This window comes from Pseudoalteromonas rubra, assembly GCF_005887095.1.
Classification (GTDB): domain Bacteria; phylum Pseudomonadota; class Gammaproteobacteria; order Enterobacterales; family Alteromonadaceae; genus Pseudoalteromonas; species Pseudoalteromonas rubra_E.
In genome coordinates this window covers 1-20,962 of the sequence record NZ_PNCI01000020.1, presented here as the reverse complement: position 1 = coordinate 20,962, position 20,962 = coordinate 1, and the positions used below count along the sequence as shown (strand labels likewise).

Here is a 20,962-nt window from a genome sequence, read left to right as displayed (position 1 = left end):
TCTTTCCCTCCTATTGTTGAGCTTCAAAAACTAAGTTAAAGCTCACGGGAACCGCGTAACTGATCACAGATAAATTCGCCAATGTTCTCAGTGTTTCTATACCTGGCTCTAAGCCAAAGTCTGTCGCGTTCAGCAGTACGGGGGCAAGGCTTTGCACCATCACCTTAGTGTGTGTCAGGCGGCGAACTGCCACGTCTGCTGTTACTTCGGCTATCACCCCTTTGAGGTTGAGCGTGGCGGTAACTGTCTGCTTTTCAGTGCTGCCAATGGGTAAGGCTGTCAGAGCTGCATAATCAACGGCGAGCAGTACTTCGGCGTGCGGGAATAAGCTGGTATCGAATAAGTGCTCCCTCATTCTGCCGTCCCGGGTGTCGTTACCTGTATTAACACTGGCCAGGTCCAAAGTGAGCCTTGCTGCCCCTTGCTCAGAAATACTGCCACTGAGGTTTTCGAAGGTATGTGCTTCAACCACGTGCTGTTTCTTGGTTGAGACAAAATACAGGCTGGAGCTTTGCGGATTTAACTCAAATGGTCCGGTGATTGGCGCCACATCCGGCTCTGTGACCTGAATGCTGATCGGCTGGCTAACCGTGGTATTGACCCCGTCATTGACCGTTAATTTGACCGTAAATGTACCGGTTTGATCGAAAACAAAAGCGGGGTTTGGCTCACTGGATGTATTACCATTGCCAAAATCCCAGCTGTAGGTCAGGGCATCACCATCAGGGTCGGAAGAGCCACTGCCATCAAAGTTCACCGTTAAAGGGCGCTGGCCCGAGGTTACAGAGGCAGACGCAACGGCCGTTGGCGCATGGTTAATATTGCCATCTGTCGAGCATAAACCGCCTAGCGAAGGGGTAGTTGGGGCATCGTTTTCCTGCGCCTTTTGGGCATTAAAGCCAAAGTTTAAGCTCTGGCCCGGATTAATGGTGCCGTTGTAGTTCTCGTTGACAATTTCATAGGGGTTATTGCCACTGTGATTGCCATGCCAGACGCCGGTCAGTTTAGTGTTATCGGCAAATTCCATCAGGACTTTCCAGCCTGAAATAGCCACGCTTTCGGTGTTGGTGATGGTGACCTTGCCGCGAAAGCCCGAGATCCATTCCTGCTCCACTTCAAATACACATTGTGCCGATTCTGGCTGTGCTTGTTCAATCGAGAGTGAAATTGGTGCTGCCTGGTAGTCATTGGTGCCGTCGTTGATGGTTAATGACACCTGGTAATCACCCGGCTGCTCAAAGGTATGCTGTGGGTTCATTTCATCTGAGTTGTGGCCGTTGCCAAAATCCCACAGGTAGCTCACTGTATCTGAGGCCGAATTGGCAAGCTCGCTGCTGAACTGGATGGTGGCAGGTGCCGTGGCGTGGGTGTCAGACGCGGTAATGGCAACACTGACTTCGTTATTGTCATCCTGCCCGCCGCTTTCGCAAATGCCAGAGAAGACCGGTGTAACGGCGGTTTGCCCGGCCGCTTTTTGCACGTTAAAACCAAAAGACTTTGACGAGTTTGGGTTTATCTTTCGGTTCCAGCTGAGGTTCTCAAACTGATAGGGGTTGCTGCCGCCCAGTTGGGCGCGCCAGGCATTGTTGATTGACTCACCCCGATTAAACTCAAGCCCGACCGTCCAGCCATCTAAGGCAACGTCGGAATCGTTATATACCGTGACTTCTGCGGTATAACCGCTTTGCCACTCATTTTTTACCTTGAACTCGCACTGCGCTGCCAGGCCCGGCATAGCGTGTCCTAGAGCCATTAAACAGAGCCCGACTTTAAAAAGGCGGCGCTGCTTGTTGTATCTATGTTGTCTCATGAGTATTCCCCAGAGCATTGTCATCTGACATGTTGTTTCCCTGCTGTTCTTCGCTGAATAGGCGGTCGACCAGAATGAACAGGTTAAAATCGCAACGACAAGCTCAGGGATGAGGAAAGACTAAAAGTAGACGGTATGACAACAGATGCCATAGGCGTGAATGCCAATATGCTACGCGATGCGCATACAAAACAACAGTATGCACATAACGCTTCATTTTTACTCGTTGGCATTCAGCAACCCCGCTATCTTAGCACTCACCTTAGACCGGAAGCTTTGCGTCCCTTCCTTTCGAAAGGTTTGCTATTTTAAGCCTGTCTGTGGAAGTTAGCCTAAAATTGCAATAACCACAAAGGCCAAACCGCAACTTTCACATTATTTGCACATTTCACCTGAAATAAGGCAGGAAGGCTGTTTAAAATTTGCCCGTCATCATTGTGAAGTCCTTTAAATTTAATGATTTATGCTCATTTTTAGAAATGTGCACAATGTGGCTCAATTGTGCAAAAAGGGGCAGGAAGTATGTCCTAAATTTGGTCCGGTTATGCAGAGCCTTTCTGTGATGGGTGAGATTCAAGCGTCTTGCAAATCCAATTTGAAGTAACCTCACAACTGGCCATGGCTTAGCAATACATTCGACTGTTGGGCTGCGACTATGGTCGGCAAGGTCCAAAGTGGCCGAGCATATTGAATGACCGAGTACATGGCCGAACGAAAATACGTATCCGGCCATACACATGAACTTGATTTCGTCAGTGCGAGGGTGTTGCTAGACGAAGACTGAGAGACGTCACATCAGTGAGTTATAGGTTTTATTCATCACTTCTAGCGAAATATTGTTGTTTTGGTAATTGCCAACAATCCGGTTCACTTTAAGTTGTTTATCGCGAATAAAGTCTATAAAAGCACGGGTGTAATTGGGGATCACTTTAGGAATGGTATTGTCGTATGCGATGTGAAGAAAGTCGGCCTGGAATATGATCCCTTCACGCTCGAAATGAACAAAGCTTTGTCGTTTAGAGTGCATACTTTCGAGTATGTAAAAGCGTGCGCCATTAATAAGCTGCTCGTCTTTTATTACGGTAAACTTAAAATCTTCAATATCATTGGCAAAATCCGGATAGGCTTTGATGGCCGCGATGCTATAATCATCGGCAAGTATTTCTATGCCTTGCTTCGCAAAAACGCCAAGTCCGGCAATATCAGCTTCCTGAGCATGTGTAACATGAATTGCGCGAATTTTTTTCTCAGGGAATTGCGCGCGGATCAAGTTAATCGTTTTCGTCGCTAACTCAGGGTATCCTGCTGCACCAAACACAGTTATCTCATCGCCATTGACTTTGAATACACTGTTTCGCCAGGCCGCAGAGTCTGTAACAAGATAAAGCCCCGTTGCAATTTCTTTTGCAACGAGGATGCCATCACCGGCCTGAACTTCAGGTCCGTACCCCGGAGGCAGCTGAAGCTTGGAGGCGTCGACTTCCTCAATAATTTCGAACTTGTCGTTGAAACTAATGTAAGCGGGTACCGTTTCTCCGTTGTAGTATTTTTTTACCTGGCGGGCAAACGTAATGCCTCTTGTTGTTTGATAATCATCGTAAACATAGAGCGCCTTCCTTGTTTTGTTGTTAATGGTTAACAATTGCAGCGAGTTATTGCTAAATTCATAATCGACGACGTGATCTAGTGCATTTTTATGAGTCAACGTGGTTGTTCCCGCTTTTTCATCACGTCGCAGGGTAATATTGTCTGCAACATTGGCTTCATCGAGCAGGGGTCTTACTACGATAAAGTCGATATTAAAGGCATGGTAATGCATAAACCGGTCAAAATTACCCAAGCCTTCGTTAAAGTAGCGCTTGCCTAAGTAGTTACCATTTTTTTCATAGAAGTAACTGTGTGTATCATTCTGAAACTGAACTCGGTCGAGTATCTCACCTCCCGGACCGTACAGGATATCATTGTCGTAAAAATGCTTTTTATCCAGATCGACTTCAACCATGCGCACCGACATCACTCTGTTTGGTACCTGATAATCCCAATAGCCATGGGATCTGAATTGCTTATTTAAGAAGTGGTAATTGAGCGAAAAAGCGGTAATTGACCTGGTTTTCTCGTAGTGATTTTTAAGTTTGCCAACAAACGTCTCTGTTTCTCCCGCCCATACGTTCATAGATATTAATGCTAAGCAGACAGTCACACAGCTCAGCAAGCCCTTGGCGCTGCGAGTATGCACAAAATTCTTAAACATGATTGTTACTTTCCTTATATTGCAAAATCAAATGACCAGAATAAGATAGCCCCACTATTTGATTCGTTCATTATTTGTGCGACCACAAGTAAGCGTTGTGCGTTCAATCGCATTGCTAACACATTTAGAGAATGTTGTGCAGTTATAGCGCTGGTTTTTTGCAACCTTAGGCTCACCGAAATCGAAATTAAGTGCACCTGTCGTAAGGATATGATTATGGCTGGCAAGTTTATCTTTATCCATTGTTGGTGATACGTGCTCCCATAATTGTTCCTTGAGCTTATCAGGCACCTTGTCCAGGTCATCAGGTCGTTTTTGCGAAAAGTCCCAACCCCCAAAAAACCTGGCTGCTCCTTCTGTTTGTGCTGTACTTAGCTGGGTTGAATTAATGATTGAGATGATGTTAGCCGTTGAGTAGTCAAACAGCATTTTTGTTGCTACATCCTCATAGGATGGATAACCTGACCAAGGTCCAGCGCCGGAGCCATACCATTCGAGCAAAGCCAGAACCTGTAGGCGTTTATCTGGTAATGCTGCTGTGAATAGAGTCATCAATCGCTGTGTATCTCTTGTGCCATAAGGGGTTAGAGCCTCAGCCCAGACTGCTCTGATTGACGAGGGCATTGCACCAAGCCAGCGCTGCTCATTTTTCTGGTTTTTGTACTTGCTCTTTCCTTTGCGTATCAAACATCTGTCGTGGCCACGGCATGCCGCGATCATCAAACCAGGTCAGCCATTTATCTGTATCGACTACAGAAGCATCACTGCTCCAGTGTGAGAAGCGTATATAATTACCGCTAATATGTGATAGAGCTCCTAGCTCTGTATCACCTTTGTAGAAATAAATTACGGGGTTACCAACGCATAAACAGAGTCGCTCTGTTTCGGGGCGTTCAATTACCAGACTGTTTTTCAAAGCTGATAAGTCTTCTCTTTTTTCGGACTCAAATTTCACCAGTGCGTTTATTGGATCTTTTACTATCAACCTGTCTGCCTGCTCAATGATCAGGTGTAGTTGTTTTAGGTTAACAGGTCTCAGTGTCTCACTCGCATAGGTTACTGACATACAGCACATCAAAAAAATGGCATATAAGCATCTGTATTTCATGGCAATTACTGGTTGAAAAAGATTCTTAGTATAGAGTTATCATAATTTGTAGCCCTGTCAATCAGAAGTGTTTATTTGTTAGTCAATGACTATCAAGGTAACTCTGTGATTGTGCTGAGGCGAGCAACTGTGTATTACCCAACGTGCCCGGTTTGTCTCTGGCTCCGCATCAAGTTACAGTGCTTTGTCAGTTGACCTGAAAATATAATAAAGCATGGAAGGATCATGGATTATTTAAGCATTAATAAATCAGCCTGGGACAAAAGAACCAAAGTGCACGTTGCATCTGAATTTTATGATGTTGCTGGGTTTAAGGCCGGCCAGTGTTCATTGAACCCGATTGAGCTGGCACAGGTGGGTGATGTGCAGGGCAAATCTTTACTGCATCTGCAATGTCATTTTGGCCAGGATACCTTGTCTTGGGCACGTTTGGGCGCCGACGTTACCGGGGTGGACCTATCTGAAAGCGCTATCGCGCAGGCAAATAGCCTCAAAGACGCACTTGGTCTTAAAGCGGAGTTTATTGAAGGCGATGTAATCGAATTTGGTCAAAGTAACACACAGCAGTTTGATATTGTGTTTACCTCTTACGGCGTATTGTGCTGGTTGCCCGACTTAACTGCATGGGCACAAACTGTAGCGGGCGCGCTCAAACCTCGTGGTGTGTTCCACTTGATTGAGTTCCACCCATTCAATGACTTGCTGGCAGGCTATGCTTATTTTCCTCATGGTGCGCCAGATATTGAGCAAGAGGGCACTTATACAGAAAACTGCGATGGTAGCAAGAGTACCACAGTGACCTGGACCCATTCCGTCAGTGATGTGATCAATGCATTGATAACGGCCGGTCTGAACATTGAGCTCTTTGCTGAACACCCGTATAGCCCATACGATTGCTTTGAAGGGCTGGAATTTGTGCCTGAGCTAGGGTACCAAAAGTTGTATCAGGGTCAGCGGGTGCCTATGTTGTATTCGATCAAGGCGTGCAAAAACTAGCCACTTTTATAATGATATCAGTCATTAACCTTGGCAATTAAAAATGGAATTTGGCATTGCGCTCAAAAGTGTGAAAAAACGTGAAAAATGTGATTGATAATAGGGCGGACTCGCTGTAGGCTGGGTTAAAAATTACTCAATGCAGGGATTGTTTATGTCACCCGATCAGTTCGACTCTAAACTTCAGTATATTCGTCATATTGTAACGCACCATAGCGATGAGTTTTCAACAACACTAACTTCATTCCTGCATCAGCTGCTTGATTTTGCAAAAGAAACACAAAGTTTTCAGCTTGAAAAAAGCAAGCTGACAGAGTCGATAGAAGCCGCTTCGGGAAGCTTGAGCAGTGCAAATTTCAGAAAGCGGGTTAGCCAGCTCAATGACATACTGGCGGACGAGGATGTTCAGGCCGGAGTCTGGTTAAGTAACAGCAAATCGGTACTGAGTTTTGAGTTTAACGACGACGTGTTGAGTCAGTTTGTGGACAAGCAAACAGTCGACACCATCCGCCGGGTGAATGAGTCGGGTGCCCCCAATACCGCGCACCTTGTTGAGTCCACCGCAAGTGATGTGATGGCGGGAACATCACCACAAGTAATGTTCAGTTACTGTCGCGGGGGTAAGAAGTCAGTACTCGAAAGAAAGCGCGAGTTTGCCGACTTACTGAAAGGTGCCCTCAAGCATCCACCCGCGGACTACAAAACCGATCCTAAAATCAGACTTTTTGTTGATACGAGTGGATTTGAAGTGGGGGAAGATCAGGTTGCTCAGCAGGATTTGGCGTGTGAGCAATCCGCGGCGGTGGTTGTGCCGTATTGTGATTCTTACTTGTATTCTGAGCCCTGTCAGCGGGAGCTCAGCTTTTTTCTGAGTGAAGAGGGGAAAAACCATACAGGGAAAAAAGCCATTATCACTCCTTTTAGTACCGTGGAAGAGGAGGCAGATTCGAGGTACAGAAACAACCTGGTCGCCGTGCCCGGGCAGCACGCCACTGTACTAGAATTGCTTGAATCCGGCACGGATACGGAGATACAAAGCTACATTAGCGGGCTTGTTCATGCGCTTTACCGCCATTTCAGAAAGCTTCACACTAGGCCACCCGCCTCAAGCGAACACGATATTGTGCGCACATGTTTAATGGATGCCGCAAAACAACAACAAACGCTGCCGAATACCGAGGATCCGCTTGCGGCACAGGGGTCGCAGATAAGCCACGAATACGGCATTAAAATTGTGCCCTATCTGCAAGAGTGGGCACTCAGTAGTGCGCCAGACACAACACGACTCTTCTACCTGCTGGGCGACTTTGGCGCGGGTAAATCGACCACTTGTCAGCTACTTGCCAACAACCTGACTGCCGAATATGACCAGGCCAAGCAACGCGGTGAGGCCGTATTGCCGATTTATCTGGATCTGAAAAAATTACTGAATGCCTTTAACGATGTAAGTGACAGCCTGAATGCGCCAGTTGAGAAGCTGCTCGAAACCATGTTGTCAATCACAGGAGCGAGTCAGGTTGCCGGTGAAAAAATCATCGAGTTTGTACATAAGCATCCCACGGTATTGATTTTTGACGGCTTTGACGAAGTGGGGCAAAAGCTAAATGACAAGCAGCAGATTGGCCTGTTAAATAAGATTGTTGGCATTTTCCCTGATACGGTCTATCAGCAAGATCTGCAGCGGTTACAGGATAAACCCCTTGAGCAGCCAAGCCAAATTCCGCTTCGCTCGCGCATCCTGATCACCTGCCGGACCCATTTTTTCAGCAGTATGGAAAAAGAGTCGGCATTCAGGCACTTGTACTATCGTCATGATGCCGGTGAAAAAGCCGGAGATACTACTAATTTTCAGACCTATTACCTGTTGCCATTCAGCAAAGAGCAGATCCAGAGTTATCTGGTTAAATGGCTGGGGGAAGAGGAAGGGCACAAGGCCGTTGAATTTATTGAGCGGGTGCATGACCTTTCCGGGTTGTCTGAGCGACCGGTGATGCTGCAGTTTATTCGCCAGCTGATCCCGGATCTGATGCGTGAGGCAGAGCACAACCCCAATATCAATGCCGCAACCTTGTATAAAAAGCTCTTTGAGCGCGCCATGACCCGGGACATAGAAAAACACTGGATTGACACTCAAGAAAAGTTTCAGCTGCTCAGCCGCTTTGCGGTTTATATGTGGCAACAAAAAACCACCGAACTTAATCAGCAGTTACTAGTTGAGTGGTTTAAGCAACACTACAGCCAGTTTACGCAAATTCAGGTGGATATTCAGCAGGGCAGAGCGGGGATTTCCGAGCTGTTACAGGACCTGTTTAATGCCTGTTTGCTGGTCAGGGATCAGCAAGATAATTACCGCTTTGCACACACGTCTTTTTTTGAATTCTTTTTAGCCTGTGGTCTGTTCGATCTGGTTCGCACAGCACCGCCACAGTGGCAACAGGGCTTTGATATTTTCACCGGGGAACTGGCAGCAGGTTTCGCAGCACAGGACCAAATCCTGAACCGTGAAACACAGCAGTTTCTGATTGACTGGCGTCTTACTGCCAATCCGCACTATCAGCGACAGTTTGACAGGCAATGGCAAACGCTGCAGCAACAGGCGTGTACACAGCACAATAAGCAGCTGGCCTTTGACCTGTGGTATTTTGCTTATCAGTCAGAGCAGGACTTTGTACAGGTAATACGCCCCGACTGGTCGGGAGTTAAGCTGCAAAAGGTGGACTTCATCCATTCACTTGACCTGAGTGGCGCAAATTTCAGTGATTGTTTAATCTCACAATCTCTGTGGCGCGATATCAACTTATCAGGCTGTCAGTTCAGTGGCGCCAGGCTGATGCAATGCCATTTTGCCCACTGTATGTTTGGCTCGCCGCAAAGTGTACCGGCCAGCCTGCAGTTTAGCCGTTTCTGGCAATGTCGTGATGTAGCACAGATTTGCGCTGATACGTATCCAGAACAGCGCTTTAATCTAGTTATGCCCTCGCCGCAGGTTGATTTGGATTCAGGGTTACGACTGGGGCTTCCGCCTTCAAGGAGTGACTGGCCTGTGATTCGCTTTAGCCCGGATGGCAAGTCTTTGGCATTTGGCGCGAAAGAAGGCGGAGTTTGTATCCAGGTCATTGAAAGTGGCGTTGTGCATCAGGTAGTGCAAACCCAGGGAGAGGTTGAGAGCCTGAGTTACAGTCCAAATGGTCATTGGCTGGCATTCGCTGCTGCAGGCAAGGTGTGTTTACTGGATTTGGAACGCGAGCAGATTCAGGATGTGGCGCAGGCAGACTCCGGAGCACAGGCTATGAACTTTAGCCCGGATAGTCGCAGCCTGGTATTTTCCAATAGGGGCACAGTGAACGAACTGGATATAAACAGCGGCAAAGTACGTGAACTTGCGAAAGCAGAAGGCAGGATATTGACCCTGAGCTATAACCCGGATGGCGATACTCTGGCTTATGCTGGTTGTGATAACAAGGTTTGGCTGCATAGTATTGAAACAGGTGTAGAGCGTGAGGTGGCACAAGCCTATGACTGGATACGGGATCTGAGTTACCGGCCGGACGGCTGCGAACTGGCATTTCTTTCGGACGATGGCATGGTAAATATACTGAATACTGTTAACGGCGCAGTGGATGAGGCTGTTCAGCCCAGAGAATGGACATCTTGCCTTAACTACCATCCCGACGGGCGATTGCTGACGTACGGGGGAGCACTCGGAGTGCATACGTTAGATATTGAGCATGCAGACATCAGTAATATAGTTTCGGCAGAGAGGGAAGTAGTTGATTTGAGCTATAGTCCGGATGGCAGCCAGTTAGCATTGGCGGGCATAGACGGTAACACGAGCTTGCTGGATATTAGTACGAACGAGTACCGTGACCTTATACAGCAATTGATAAGTGTACAGAGCCACAGCTATAGTCCGGATGGCCGTTTTCTGGCTTTTGGGGGGAGCGATGGCTGGGTACGCATAGTGAACCTGGCAACCGGTGAAATTGAGGTGGTTGAGTGCATTGGGGAAGTAATAACTCTGTTAACTTACGATGCGGATGGCTGCTCACTGGCAATTGTCGGGAATTATGGCGTTATATATATCATGGAGCTAGCCAGAGGGAAAGCACGCAAAGTCACTCTGATAGAAGAAAGAATCAAGAGTCTGCACTTTAGCCCGGATGGCAGCTCATTGATATGTGCAGACCATTTTGGAACCTTAACGAAACTGGAGTGTGTGACAGGTATAAAAAATGAAATAGTTGAGATCGACCATGTATGGAAACTGAGTTTAAGCCCCGATGGTTACTCACTCGCGTTTGCAGACCATGACGACCAAATTTCTATTGTGAATCTGGTCAGCGGCCAGGTTCTAGAGCTAGGCAAAGTCAATGTAGACACAATGTCCCTATGCTTCTGGCCGGATGGCTGTTCGCTGGTACTTGGTGATGACGACGGTGGGATCTGGTTGCTGGATATCGCAAGTGGTGAAGTTAGTGAATTAGCGCAGGTTTGTGAACCTGTACTTAACCTGTGTTTTAACCCAGATGGTAGCGCCCTGATATATAGAGGAAAAAGTGGCAAGATTAAATCACTGGAGATCGCCAGTGGTAAAGTCCAGGAAGTAACCCAGGCGCATGGGGGGATATTAAACTACAGTCCGGATGGGCTATTTTTAACATTACAGGGAGCTGGCGGTGGCCTGAAGCTCCTGCACAAAGACTATCAGCTAGATATCAGGGTTTGCGAGGACAGTTATTTTATCTTTGCGGATAACCAGCTGATTAAGACTGGCGGAGAGTCCTGGCGATATCTGACGGGTGTTAACCCGCAGGAAAACCGCTACTGCGAGTTTATCGACCCGACCAGCCATCCCGACTGGGCGGACCTGGCAAAGCCATATAACCTGTTAACCAATACCCGCCTATAAATTTAGAGGGTGACGTTAACAGTATATCCAGAAGTGCCGGTCTCGTGCTGTGATACCGGTTATTTGGGCTATAAGTTTGCCGAAGCAGTTACCAAAAAATGGGGGCGCTTTAATCAAACGAAAGTGCACCCGTTGCTAAGCAAGATTCGAAGCAGATGCCGGTGGTAATAGCCACAATTGTTATGGCCAGACACACTTTAGACACGGCCAATCAGGTTTACCCAGATGACCCTGTAACACCACCTTCATCTGTGAAGTTGTAAGTTGCTGAAACTAAGTCACTTCAATACCTCGGAGTGGATTGCTTTACGGCAGATGGGCATCTGGCTCCACAGCAGCATAAAAGTCCGGGATGATGGTTTTGCGGGTCCATAACCAAAAGAACTGTCAGAACCACGGCTATTCAGCACGCTACTCTGACAGTTCAAACAAAAGGGGTTTTAAATAATCGTTTTACGCGTTCTCAAACGGTTGTAATTAATGTAAACCCCCTTTCCACCGCTGCAAGACGGCTGTACTTCAAAGCCGGAGTACTTTTCTTTTATTCTGATCAATTCCTCATAACTTTCCTGAAAGTAAGTTTTGGTTGGAATTGAGGCATCTTTGAAGCTGATAAACGCGCCGTAGGCACCTTCAATGGAAGTATCGCGGCTGACTTCTATCCAATCAAGCGCTCTGTTTACAAAGCGATATACCGGGTTCTCCTGGCCCAGCATTTTGCTGTCGTCTTGCCCGTCGTACTTCAACTCTGTATTCCACCAAGTTTGATATTGAATGGTGTACTGTGCTTTAGAATACGGGAATGCAACTCGACGTAAGGCACCAACACTAGATTCATCGGCGTAGAATTTGCCTGCAATCGCGCCTAGTGTCACATAACTAAATAAACCCAATGGCGCATTCTCATCAAACAGCAAAGACGAGGTTAATGAGCGCAACAGCTGTCTCTTTCCTTGCTCAGTGAGACCGCTTTCGCGTACCACTTTTGACGTAATTTTATGAGGCGCTGGCGCATCAAAATCAGGGGTAAACGGTGTGCCATTGGTATTGGCAACTAAGCCTTGTTTAACCCCGGCCGTCGCTAAGTTAGCCAACGTATTTCGTGACCAGTCAGACATTAGGGCTGCGCTGTAGCTGTCTTTGGTATCTTTACCTGTTACCACTATTCTTGATGTTGGAAAGTACTTTTTGCCAAAGCTGAGCAGTTCACATTCTGTGCCCTGCCAGTAGCCATACATGGTGCTTGGGTGCTCTAAGTCCTTTTCACAGGCCACCGACTTATCTGCAATGGCGTTAATTTTAAGGTTAGTGCCAACCAATTGTTCCGTGCTTGGGTCATTAATGGCATTTTCCCATTGCGTCAACAAGTCCCATGTTTTCAGATCAGTGGAATCTCCTTTCGGATTGTTCCAGTGAATTTCAAATCGATGGATCTCTTCGGGTAGCTCAAACGCTTTCACTCGAAATTCAGTGACTATGCCATAGCTTAATGCGCCACCACCACGTAGCGCCCAGAGTATGTCACTGTGCTCTGTTTCCGACACATTCACTTTTGAACCATCTTGCAAAATGACCGTTGCACCCACAAGCGATTCGCAACACATGCCATGTGCTCTTGTCCATGGTCCCCAGCCACCGCCTTGAATATAACCTGCTAACCCAACCGTTGCACAGGTACCGTGCGGGATGGTTAAAGGCGGAATACTTTTGTCCTCTGGTTTGGCAAGCTTTGGTACAAGCTGGTAAAAACGATAGCCAGAACCGATACGAGCGATATAGCTATCCTTACCTTTTTCAATCGAAAAGTCTTTTAGCCCGCTTAAATCGAGCAAGACAACATCCGTCCCCGTGCATTCGCCTTCGTGATCGTGACCACCCGAGCGCACTCGAATGGGTAAATTATGCTCAATTGCTTCTTTGTAGGCGTTCATAACATCATCGGTATGTTTACACATAACAATGACCGATGGAGAAAACTGCAAGCGGGTATTGAAGATCAAGGCATTAATTTGATAGTTATTAAAGCGCTCCATACTGGTATCGCCGCAAGGTAGCAGAGTCAGTAGTTGGTCGGCTTCAAAGTTGTGCTTTTCTTCAAGCGCAGTGATGTAGTTTTGGGTTGTTTGCCAGTAATGCGCGATGCGTTTTTGCGCTTCTTCCAGTTGGCACTCTGGAATGGGTTTATTACATTGTTCAGTCATAATCATGTCCTTGTTCACATAGTCTTTTGGCATGTGCAGTCGCTTACCTTAGTACCCGTGATCGCTTCTGCTAAATCTTGTATTGCCGGGGCAAGATCTTTTTCAGCTATTTTTACTTCAACTAAATAAGGCGATGTTGGGTGCTGCTTAATGGCAGAAAAAACATCGTCCAGGTCGCTGACTTTTTCGACCTTTAAGTAATTAACGCGATATGCACTTGCCAGTGAATCATAGTTCCAGTGATGAAGTTTATCGAATGGCGCAAAATCAGCCGCAGGGGTAAAGGCACAGATATCGACAAACGATTGCTCTATGGCGTATACCTGATTGTTCATCACAAACACCACGGTATTGAGGTTATAGTGGCTAATGGAGGAGAGGGTTTGGCACATCATCATAAAGCCCCCATCACCGGCAACCACCACGCTACGCTTATCATCGGCCAGGCCGGTGCCCAATGAACAGCCTGTTTCATGACCCAAAGAGCCCCAGGCCGCATCACTCACAAAGCGATTTTCTGCCAGGCCAGTTAAACGAGCAGCCATATATAAGGACGAGCTTTCGCCTAATACCAGGTTATAATCACGAACCGTCTCACAGGTTTGCAATTGCTTTTGATAAACACTGAAAAAGTTGTCGTAGGTAATGTTTGCGTTGCTGTCGACATCTTCGGTTACGTACAGATTACGAATGGCAGGCAGCTGGCTGTTGAGTTGTAGCGGGTGGCAGTCAATATAACGGTTCAATTCATCTATAAACTGGGCCAGATTAATGCCGCTAAGTTGCTCACTTTCGCCCACCCGAGCGACATTCATATTCACTCTGACAAGGTCGTTGCCTTGGGTTTTTAACATGGTGAGATAGTCGTCCGTGAAAATAGCACCCAGCGCCAAAATACAATCGCTCTCGCTTACAAAGTTAAACGTATCCTGCCAGGACGCTTCGCCTGCGTATGTGCCTACAAAAAGCTCTTTGCCAACGCCTTGGGTTTCACTGATGACCGATTTTGCCAGCGTGGTTGTGGTGTAGGGGATGTTGAGTTTGCCTAAAAGCGTAACGACCTGCTCCTGCAAACCGAGCCGCGCAAGCTCAATACCCAGCAGCACAACGGGGTTCTTTGCGGCTTTGAGCCGGGTGATTACTTTGTCTAACAATGATGTCATCATGGCTGGATTAGCGGCCAGAGGTGGAATAACTAAATCACCTTCAGGCCTGGGGCATTCTGCTCCCCATACGTTTTGCCACGCTTCTAAGTAAATGGGCCTTTTTTCACTCATTGCCAATTGCAGGGCATTATCGATAATAGCGGGAGCCGATTGCGCGTCAGCCAATATCTCGCTGGCAACCGTCACGTTTTCAAAGACCTTTTTATCGGCGCTGTAGTCCCCGGTTGAGTGATGAAACAGTACCCCCGTTTCTTCAATGTCCACACGGTTATCGGCCGAAGGGCTCGCCGAGATGACCACAACAGGGTTGCGCTCTACATAGGCACCGGCAATGGCGTTTAACACACTAAATGTGCCCACGCCATATTGCACAGACACCGCGCCAATGCCTTTGTATCTGGCATATCCTTCCGCCGCATACCCAGCTCCCAGCTCAGTCACATCCCCAACCGCGTCAATACCATCAAAGTTATCTAACGTGGTCATAAACTCTTGTACATAGTCTCCCGGCACTTGAAATACCTTGTCGAGTCCAAACTGTTTGAGGCGACGAAGCAGGTGATATGCAACCGTATAATTATTGGTACTCATGGTTGATCCCCCTGTAAGCAAATTCAGTGATCTCGTTGAGCGTGTCTGGGTTTGCATTCGGTTGCTCATTTTGAACCGTGCCTGGGCTACATCCGTTAGTACAATCCACGGGGAGGTAGTTGTGGTGAGTTTTCAACCATTCCTCATATTGTGCTTCGTCTTTGGTTAACCATTGCGGTGTCGGCAGGCCAAAAAATTGCGCCAATGTCGATTCCGCTGTATTAAGCGCGCCTTCAACCCAACCCTGCTCATAGGAGTAAGCTTCACCGACAATATAAATATCTTCCTCTTCAACAGGGTGGCGCATTCTGCACATGATCTCGTCAAGCCGATAATTGGCTTTCCATTCGTGCCAGCCACCGCCGTACGGGTCGTCGCCCCATTCCTGGTAAATCGCGGAGTAAGGCATAGGCAAAGCTTTTTGATTGTGTAAAGCCTGAATTTGACGATGCGCCGCTTCGACCATACTGGTGGTGATTTGATACTGATTTTTAGGCACAATTTCGTTGCTGCCAAAACCTTCACAGCCGTAAGCTGGTACAAAGCCCGGGTAATGCTCGCCCTTTTCCAGCCCTTTCCAGTAGGGGATAGTGCCAATATCGTTGTATGAAGCCATTAACAAAGAATTGGTATTTGGCTCGCCATAGGTTTTTAGTGTTTTACAGATTTGTTGGCCTTGCTCATTCACCTCAAACTCAACGCATTCTTGTTGGTCACATTCGGTGCCCATATAGTAAGTCTGGCGAATGGGTAAATCGGTCACTGAGCGACCTGCTACCAGTCCCAGGCTGCGCCACCAGGGTTGCTCGTATGCCATAAACATCTTGATCGCTTTTTGGATCAAGACCGACGGGATATTTTCTTTTAACCAGGGGTTTTCAAAAAACTCTGACTCAATCAATTCAAGGGAGCGTCTTGGCATCGCAAGAATGATCTGTTTTGCTTTTACACGTTGAGTGGGTTCATCTGCGTCGACCACCTGGCCACTGTCGGTTTCCATCATGGGTTGAAAAATGAGCTCGTAGCCATGTTCACACCCCTTGTGAATTTCTATCTTAACTAAACGTTTGAGCTTATGAACGCAACCGTTGGCCGCTTCAAACTCTTTGCATAACTTAAGTGGCAACGCCTGAAAGCCGTCTTTTAAGGTTTTAAACACCGTATCGTCGCTGTACTCTGTTGCAGGCAGCTGTGTGACCGCGCTTGCATTGGCCACGTTGGCATCGTAACCACCCGCTTCTTTCATAAACAGGTATGCTTCGTTGCTTAGCACATGCTCAAGCAGGTTCCAAAAGCCGAACTTCCATATCTCTTTGCCAAATACTTTTACTTTCATCTGCTCAGATAAAGACATATCGGCAAAGCCTGGGCAAATTAAGTTCATGACTTTAACTTGCAGGTCTTCCGGGCCATAGCCGCGCTCAGTTTCTTCTAAGTTGTAGGGAATTTTGTCTGGACACTCGGCAAAATCACGGTATCTGAAGTACTGCCCACGCAGGTAAAATAAATTGTTTTCGCTGCCAGCCTCAACAGAGCTTGCCTTGTCAGAAGGGTATAAGGGTAATTTAGAGCCCATGGGAAAGTCTTTGGTTTTTAGCTCAAGCTCATCCACCAAAGTGCTTACCATAATGTGCTCATCCGGGATATATCGCATCCCGCCAAGCTCCGCAACAACGTTAGGTAAACCCGGCAATGTGCGACTGTATAGTCGGCCACCTATCCGGTTGCTATACTCAAACAGTTCTATTTTCTTTGTGTTTCCATACGCTTGTTGTAAACGCCAGGCACTATATACGCCCGACACACCGCCACCCACAATGGCAACATCTATTTCACTGTTCATTTTATATGCTCCTTTAAGTTTTGCTTTAGGAGCATATTTCAGGGCCAGAGTTTTATCTATTACACACAGTTACAAGTGGTGGTGGCGCATTAAGTGAGTATAGAGTTGTGTAGACAGCTATGTTAAATGTTAAAAATTGAACACTATCCTCGGCGCTTAGGAAGAGTTTGAAGAAAGGACAGCCCCTTTGAGTTTGTGCATTTTTATCAGCGCTGAATGATTGATTCAAAAGCCGGTGTGCAGCGTTACAGCCTGAAAGTTAAAGCCCGTAAACGCAAGGGCTTAGATTATCAATCCGTGTTATTGGTCTGGCGCAAATTGTTTGCGCTCCCAGACCCAGCAAATTGCTAAAGTGGCGAAACCGCTGGCGTAGGTGATATATAAAGGCACCTGCGTATTCGCATCTTCTCCATACATAAATACCTCTGACATCACCCCCGCCACGACTGCCCCAATCACCAACCAGGCTGCGGCAAAATACAATTTATGGCCGGGGGCGCTCCAATAACCTGAAAGCACCACACAGGCTGCCGCCACGCCACCTATCACGGGTTTTTTCCACCAACCCGCATATTCGGCCATCATGCCCGCAAGGGTTGCAGAAGCGATAAAGGTAATGACCACGATTACAATGGACAGTAAGAGCTTAAGTATTTGTTGCATAGACCACCTTTTCATCCTTTAAACATTACTCAGGATAGCTTACTTGCGTCATAGCGCTATAGGTTAGTGAATCTTCAAGCGAGTATTCTAATGGTCCGGATTGAACGCCCGAGATGTTTTCTCAGGCTGATTAATACCAATTTCACTTAATACCTGTTCAATTTGAAGGAGCAAATATGACGCTAACTGTGTTAAAGATTTCTCATTTAGAACCTTTACCTAAGGTATGAGTTCGCAAATCTTTGCCTTGTTATCGACCATATTTTCTCGCCTCAAAATAGAACACTTAATTAAGAAAATTGGTATAACTTTAGTTAGCATGCCATAAATTAGAGCTGGGTTTGCAAGTGAACAAATTGGTTTTATAAGCGTTTAAAAGACAATGTGTTTACCTGGCCCTCCAAGCTCAACTGCATTGCGCCACATATAGACTGTTGCTAAAATCGCTCTGTTAGACAGGGACTTACGTTTATGATTTGTGTTCAATATCATGAAGGTCGGTTCCGTCTGCACAACCAGTCATCTTAGAATTAGATACGGACTATTAGAACTATATAAGGAACTTTATGAACAAGCTAACTCTTGCTATCGGCTTAGCCATGCTAAGCACAGCCACGGCTGCCCAAACCGAATTCAATGCACAATACACTTTAGAATATGATCAGACGCTAGATGGTCAACTTAACAATGTTTTATATAAAAGCTACGACTTTAAAGGTGACGCGAGTCACTTTATCGCCGAAGTTACGGGGAGTATATTATCCGGCTCGACCATTTCTAACGGTAAGCTAGTTAGCTTCCAGATAACTACGCCGATGAGCGGTGAAATCCGTTACTATGTAGGTTCTCAGACTAATATTAGTGACTATAGTGGTACTTGGTATTCTAATAAAGATACTCAGGGTGATTGGCGACTTAGAGCCAATGATCCGGGTTCTTATTACTCATGTAACGACATTTTGCTCGCTGGTATGAGTATGGGTGACGGTGTTTACGACATTAGTACAAAAAGTGGCGAAACGCTTTCTGTTTATTGTGATATGACAACAGATGATGGTGGCTGGACCTTAGTCGGCAGCTATCCAAAGACAGCACCTGGAGGCATGGCTCGAGTTGCAGACTATGGTACGGAACCAGAAACCAATCCGAATGATCCAACCAAACTGTGGCTCTTCCAGAAAGACTTAAGTCCATTTTCTGATGCGCGAGAGCAAATCTCCTGTTCGCAAACTGCATGTGCAGATGGTAAGTACGCTTTCGGAAATAATCTGACAACGTCTGATTTGGAAAAAATTCGTTCTTCCTGGGGATATCAGGACCGAGTAGAAAGTGCGCCTAAATTTATCGACGTACCAACTTGTAGGAGTACCTACGTGCAAAACGGCATTGAATATCCAGGCTGTGTAGAACCCGCCTCTTGGTCCCCCACATTATCCAATGATCCCTCTAGAATAGGCTGGCAGGCAGCACTTGATAGTTCTTATTGCTGGGCCGCACGTGGCACCTATAAACCAGGCTCTATGGGATCTGCTTTGTGTACCGGTAGTAAAGAACCAAACGGTACTCAGTGGGCATTGCTCTGGATGCGCTAGTTTATTGAGGTGGCGATAGCCTAGTACAGGCCGTCAAAACTGTGACTACGAATGTTTATCAGGACAGCCACCTAACAAGAAGTTTCGGAGGACACCCACACAAAATTGATGTATGGAGGATGGCTGTTTCGAATGTGACTTTCTCGCTACTTTTCGAGTAGCCGATTATGGTCGATGCACGCACACAGTTCGTTTAAATCCATGCCTTAGCTTCTCATTAGCAGTAAAACTGACAAACAACGCCGTCATCCCGGACGCGAGCGAGCCGGGATCTACCTAAACACCACACCGAAGTAAACTGGTGAGACAGTGAGTATGAAATTACGATCTGGTGCGCCTTTTTGGTTAATCGTGTGGTGAGTTTGAGCCAGTTTTCAGGCACAAGGCGTTTAGAGAGGCGGAACGGTGAAGAAAGCCTCGCGTGTATTCAAGCCTGATATGAGTGCTGTCCAGTAGAGCACTTTGGGGTCATGCAACCTATTAGGTTTTTGAAATTCTTTGACGTCACGTCAGTGTCAATTTTCGGTGGTAATAATCACATGCCTTAAATCAGCACTGCCTCTAGTTAAGTTACACGTACCTTGCCCAGCAAGACTAATGGTTTTACCTGATAATTGAGCAGCTAGGAGAATAGACAAGAAGTTTTGTCCCTCTGTAGTGGTGGCGTCAAATGTGTAGTGCCAACTTGAAGTTCCACAACCTATATTTGCCGGAGTACCATTGACCTTAACATGGCAGATTGGCGATATATTATCTGCATGACATACGATAGAGTTGATTGTTCCTTTAAATGTGTAGCTTCCTGCAAACGCACTTGATGATAAAAAATTAAAGGTAAAGCTATCTTTGCTATCATTTTATATCCCAATGATGGTCTTCTCACCCATTACAATCATATATCAAAAATACTGTGAAAAACACACATATAGACGCCTCACCGATGTTAAGCCGAGTATAGATTTCCTGTGGGTCTCTACCCCAAAGCAGTAAAACATAAAACACAGACACCCAGCGTTATTTAGATTCTCAGTTGATGAATGTGGGTCCTATATAGGTTTAAATAAGCGAGAAACCGCGAGAGGCGGCTTCATGGGTGAGGAATTTCATTAGAAACCGTAGTTTTTGCATACTACGTAGCACGGTTAAGCGCTGCTTGGGTGTGACAGTCATCATTTGAGCTTGATAGTGGCTTATGCTAGCCCAATAAGCGCTCACAATTAGTCAGATTGGGGCGTCGCCTTTTTTGCAGATGTGCGCAGTATTCAGTCATTGCCTGTCGCCTGCCTACGGCACCAAGGAACATTTTGGTAAATCGTGTAGTGAGTTTTAGCCAGTTTTCTGGCTCTATTTGTAATCGAGCGAGAATAGGCTGGGTTTCGTAGATGTGACCTCGCTTGTCTGCACGAACGTATCGGCCTGTAAGTTCAACCAGTTCAATGTAGTATTTAAGCTCAAAGGGTAATCCTTTGGGCATGTTTTGTCTGGGGTTGCCAGCGAAGCGAAGAAGACGCTCTGGTTGCTTGCCTTGCTGTGCGTGTTCAATACGCTTTTTGATACTGGTGAACTCAGATGCTTCGGGTGTGCTGGCCATTTTGGCTCGGATTGGATTGAGGTCAACATAGGCCATACAGGCTGCCAGAGCGGCTTCATCGAGTAGTGCCTGGGACTTAAATCTGCCCTCCCAGAACCGGCCTGTACAGCCGTCTTCTTTGTTGGCCCGGCGGGCAATGTTTTCGTTCAGTACTCTCATAAACCAGCTAATGCTCGCAAGTCTCTCCCTATACTTCTCGATAATATCGTCAAGCATCAAACGCTCGGACGGATTAAGTTCG

The 20,962-nt window shown here is 46.6% G+C and carries 12 protein-coding genes and 1 riboswitch; of the genes, 3 read left to right on the top strand and 9 right to left on the bottom strand.

The annotated features are described in order from the left end of the window. Positions 1-10 precede the first annotated feature (10 nt). The 4 genes from CWB99_RS10360 to CWB99_RS10345 form a co-directional block, all read right to left on the bottom strand. Positions 11-1,810, bottom strand: coding sequence for a cellulose binding domain-containing protein (locus CWB99_RS10360; RefSeq protein ID WP_138553120.1), 1,800 nt, complete (start codon positions 1,808-1,810; stop codon positions 11-13). Positions 1,811-2,042: 232 nt separating this feature from the next. Then, a riboswitch (cyclic di-GMP riboswitch) is annotated at positions 2,043-2,125 on the bottom strand. 475 nt (positions 2,126-2,600) lie between these two features. After that, entirely contained in the window at positions 2,601-4,061 is a 1,461-nt protein-coding gene (locus tag CWB99_RS10355; protein ID WP_138553119.1) for a hypothetical protein, read from the bottom strand. Between the two features lie 54 nt (positions 4,062-4,115). Further along, the gene (locus CWB99_RS10350; protein ID WP_138553118.1) at positions 4,116-4,748 is read right to left on the bottom strand and encodes a hypothetical protein; all 633 of its coding nucleotides are present in this window, start codon (positions 4,746-4,748) and stop codon (positions 4,116-4,118) included. Next, positions 4,705-5,127 carry a hypothetical protein gene (locus CWB99_RS10345; protein ID WP_138553117.1) on the bottom strand — a complete coding sequence of 141 codons (423 nt, stop codon included), beginning with the start codon at positions 5,125-5,127 and terminating at the stop codon, positions 4,705-4,707. The genes CWB99_RS10350 and CWB99_RS10345 overlap by 44 nt, the downstream gene beginning before the upstream one ends. Before the next feature lie 267 nt (positions 5,128-5,394). Here CWB99_RS10345 and CWB99_RS10340 point away from each other — a divergent pair, with 267 nt between their 5' ends. Beyond that, the gene (locus CWB99_RS10340) at positions 5,395-6,165 is read left to right on the top strand and encodes a class I SAM-dependent methyltransferase (RefSeq protein WP_138553116.1); all 771 of its coding nucleotides are present in this window, start codon (positions 5,395-5,397) and stop codon (positions 6,163-6,165) included. A 154-nt stretch (positions 6,166-6,319) separates the two neighbouring features. Further along, entirely contained in the window at positions 6,320-11,074 is a 4,755-nt protein-coding gene (locus CWB99_RS10335) for an NACHT and WD40 repeat domain-containing protein (protein ID WP_171045310.1), read from the top strand. 440 nt (positions 11,075-11,514) lie between these two features. On the opposite strand, the gene CWB99_RS10330 is transcribed toward CWB99_RS10335, so the two are convergent. From CWB99_RS10330 to CWB99_RS10315, 4 genes are all read right to left on the bottom strand, one after another. Next, positions 11,515-13,275 carry an FAD-binding oxidoreductase gene (locus CWB99_RS10330; RefSeq protein WP_138553114.1) on the bottom strand — a complete coding sequence of 587 codons (1,761 nt, stop codon included), beginning with the start codon at positions 13,273-13,275 and terminating at the stop codon, positions 11,515-11,517. A 14-nt stretch (positions 13,276-13,289) separates the two neighbouring features. Continuing rightward, positions 13,290-15,032, bottom strand: a complete 1,743-nt coding sequence (locus CWB99_RS10325; protein WP_138553113.1) for an alpha-keto acid decarboxylase family protein — start codon at positions 15,030-15,032, stop codon at positions 13,290-13,292. After that, entirely contained in the window at positions 15,019-16,875 is a 1,857-nt protein-coding gene (locus CWB99_RS10320) for a flavin monoamine oxidase family protein (RefSeq protein ID WP_138553112.1), read from the bottom strand. The genes CWB99_RS10325 and CWB99_RS10320 overlap by 14 nt, the downstream gene beginning before the upstream one ends. Before the next feature lie 300 nt (positions 16,876-17,175). Further along, positions 17,176-17,538: a hypothetical protein gene (locus CWB99_RS10315; protein WP_138553111.1), complete on the bottom strand. Its 363-nt coding sequence runs from the start codon at positions 17,536-17,538 to the stop codon at positions 17,176-17,178. 566 nt (positions 17,539-18,104) lie between these two features. Here CWB99_RS10315 and CWB99_RS10310 point away from each other — a divergent pair. Then, on the top strand, positions 18,105-19,130 hold the full coding sequence (locus tag CWB99_RS10310; protein ID WP_212748510.1) for a fibrinogen-like YCDxxxxGGGW domain-containing protein: 1,026 nt from the start codon (positions 18,105-18,107) through the stop codon (positions 19,128-19,130). A 1,195-nt stretch (positions 19,131-20,325) separates the two neighbouring features. On the opposite strand, the gene CWB99_RS10305 is transcribed toward CWB99_RS10310, so the two are convergent. Continuing rightward, positions 20,326-20,962 (bottom strand): transposase (locus CWB99_RS10305; RefSeq protein WP_138553110.1); only part of this gene is annotated, 637 nt, incomplete at its 5' end.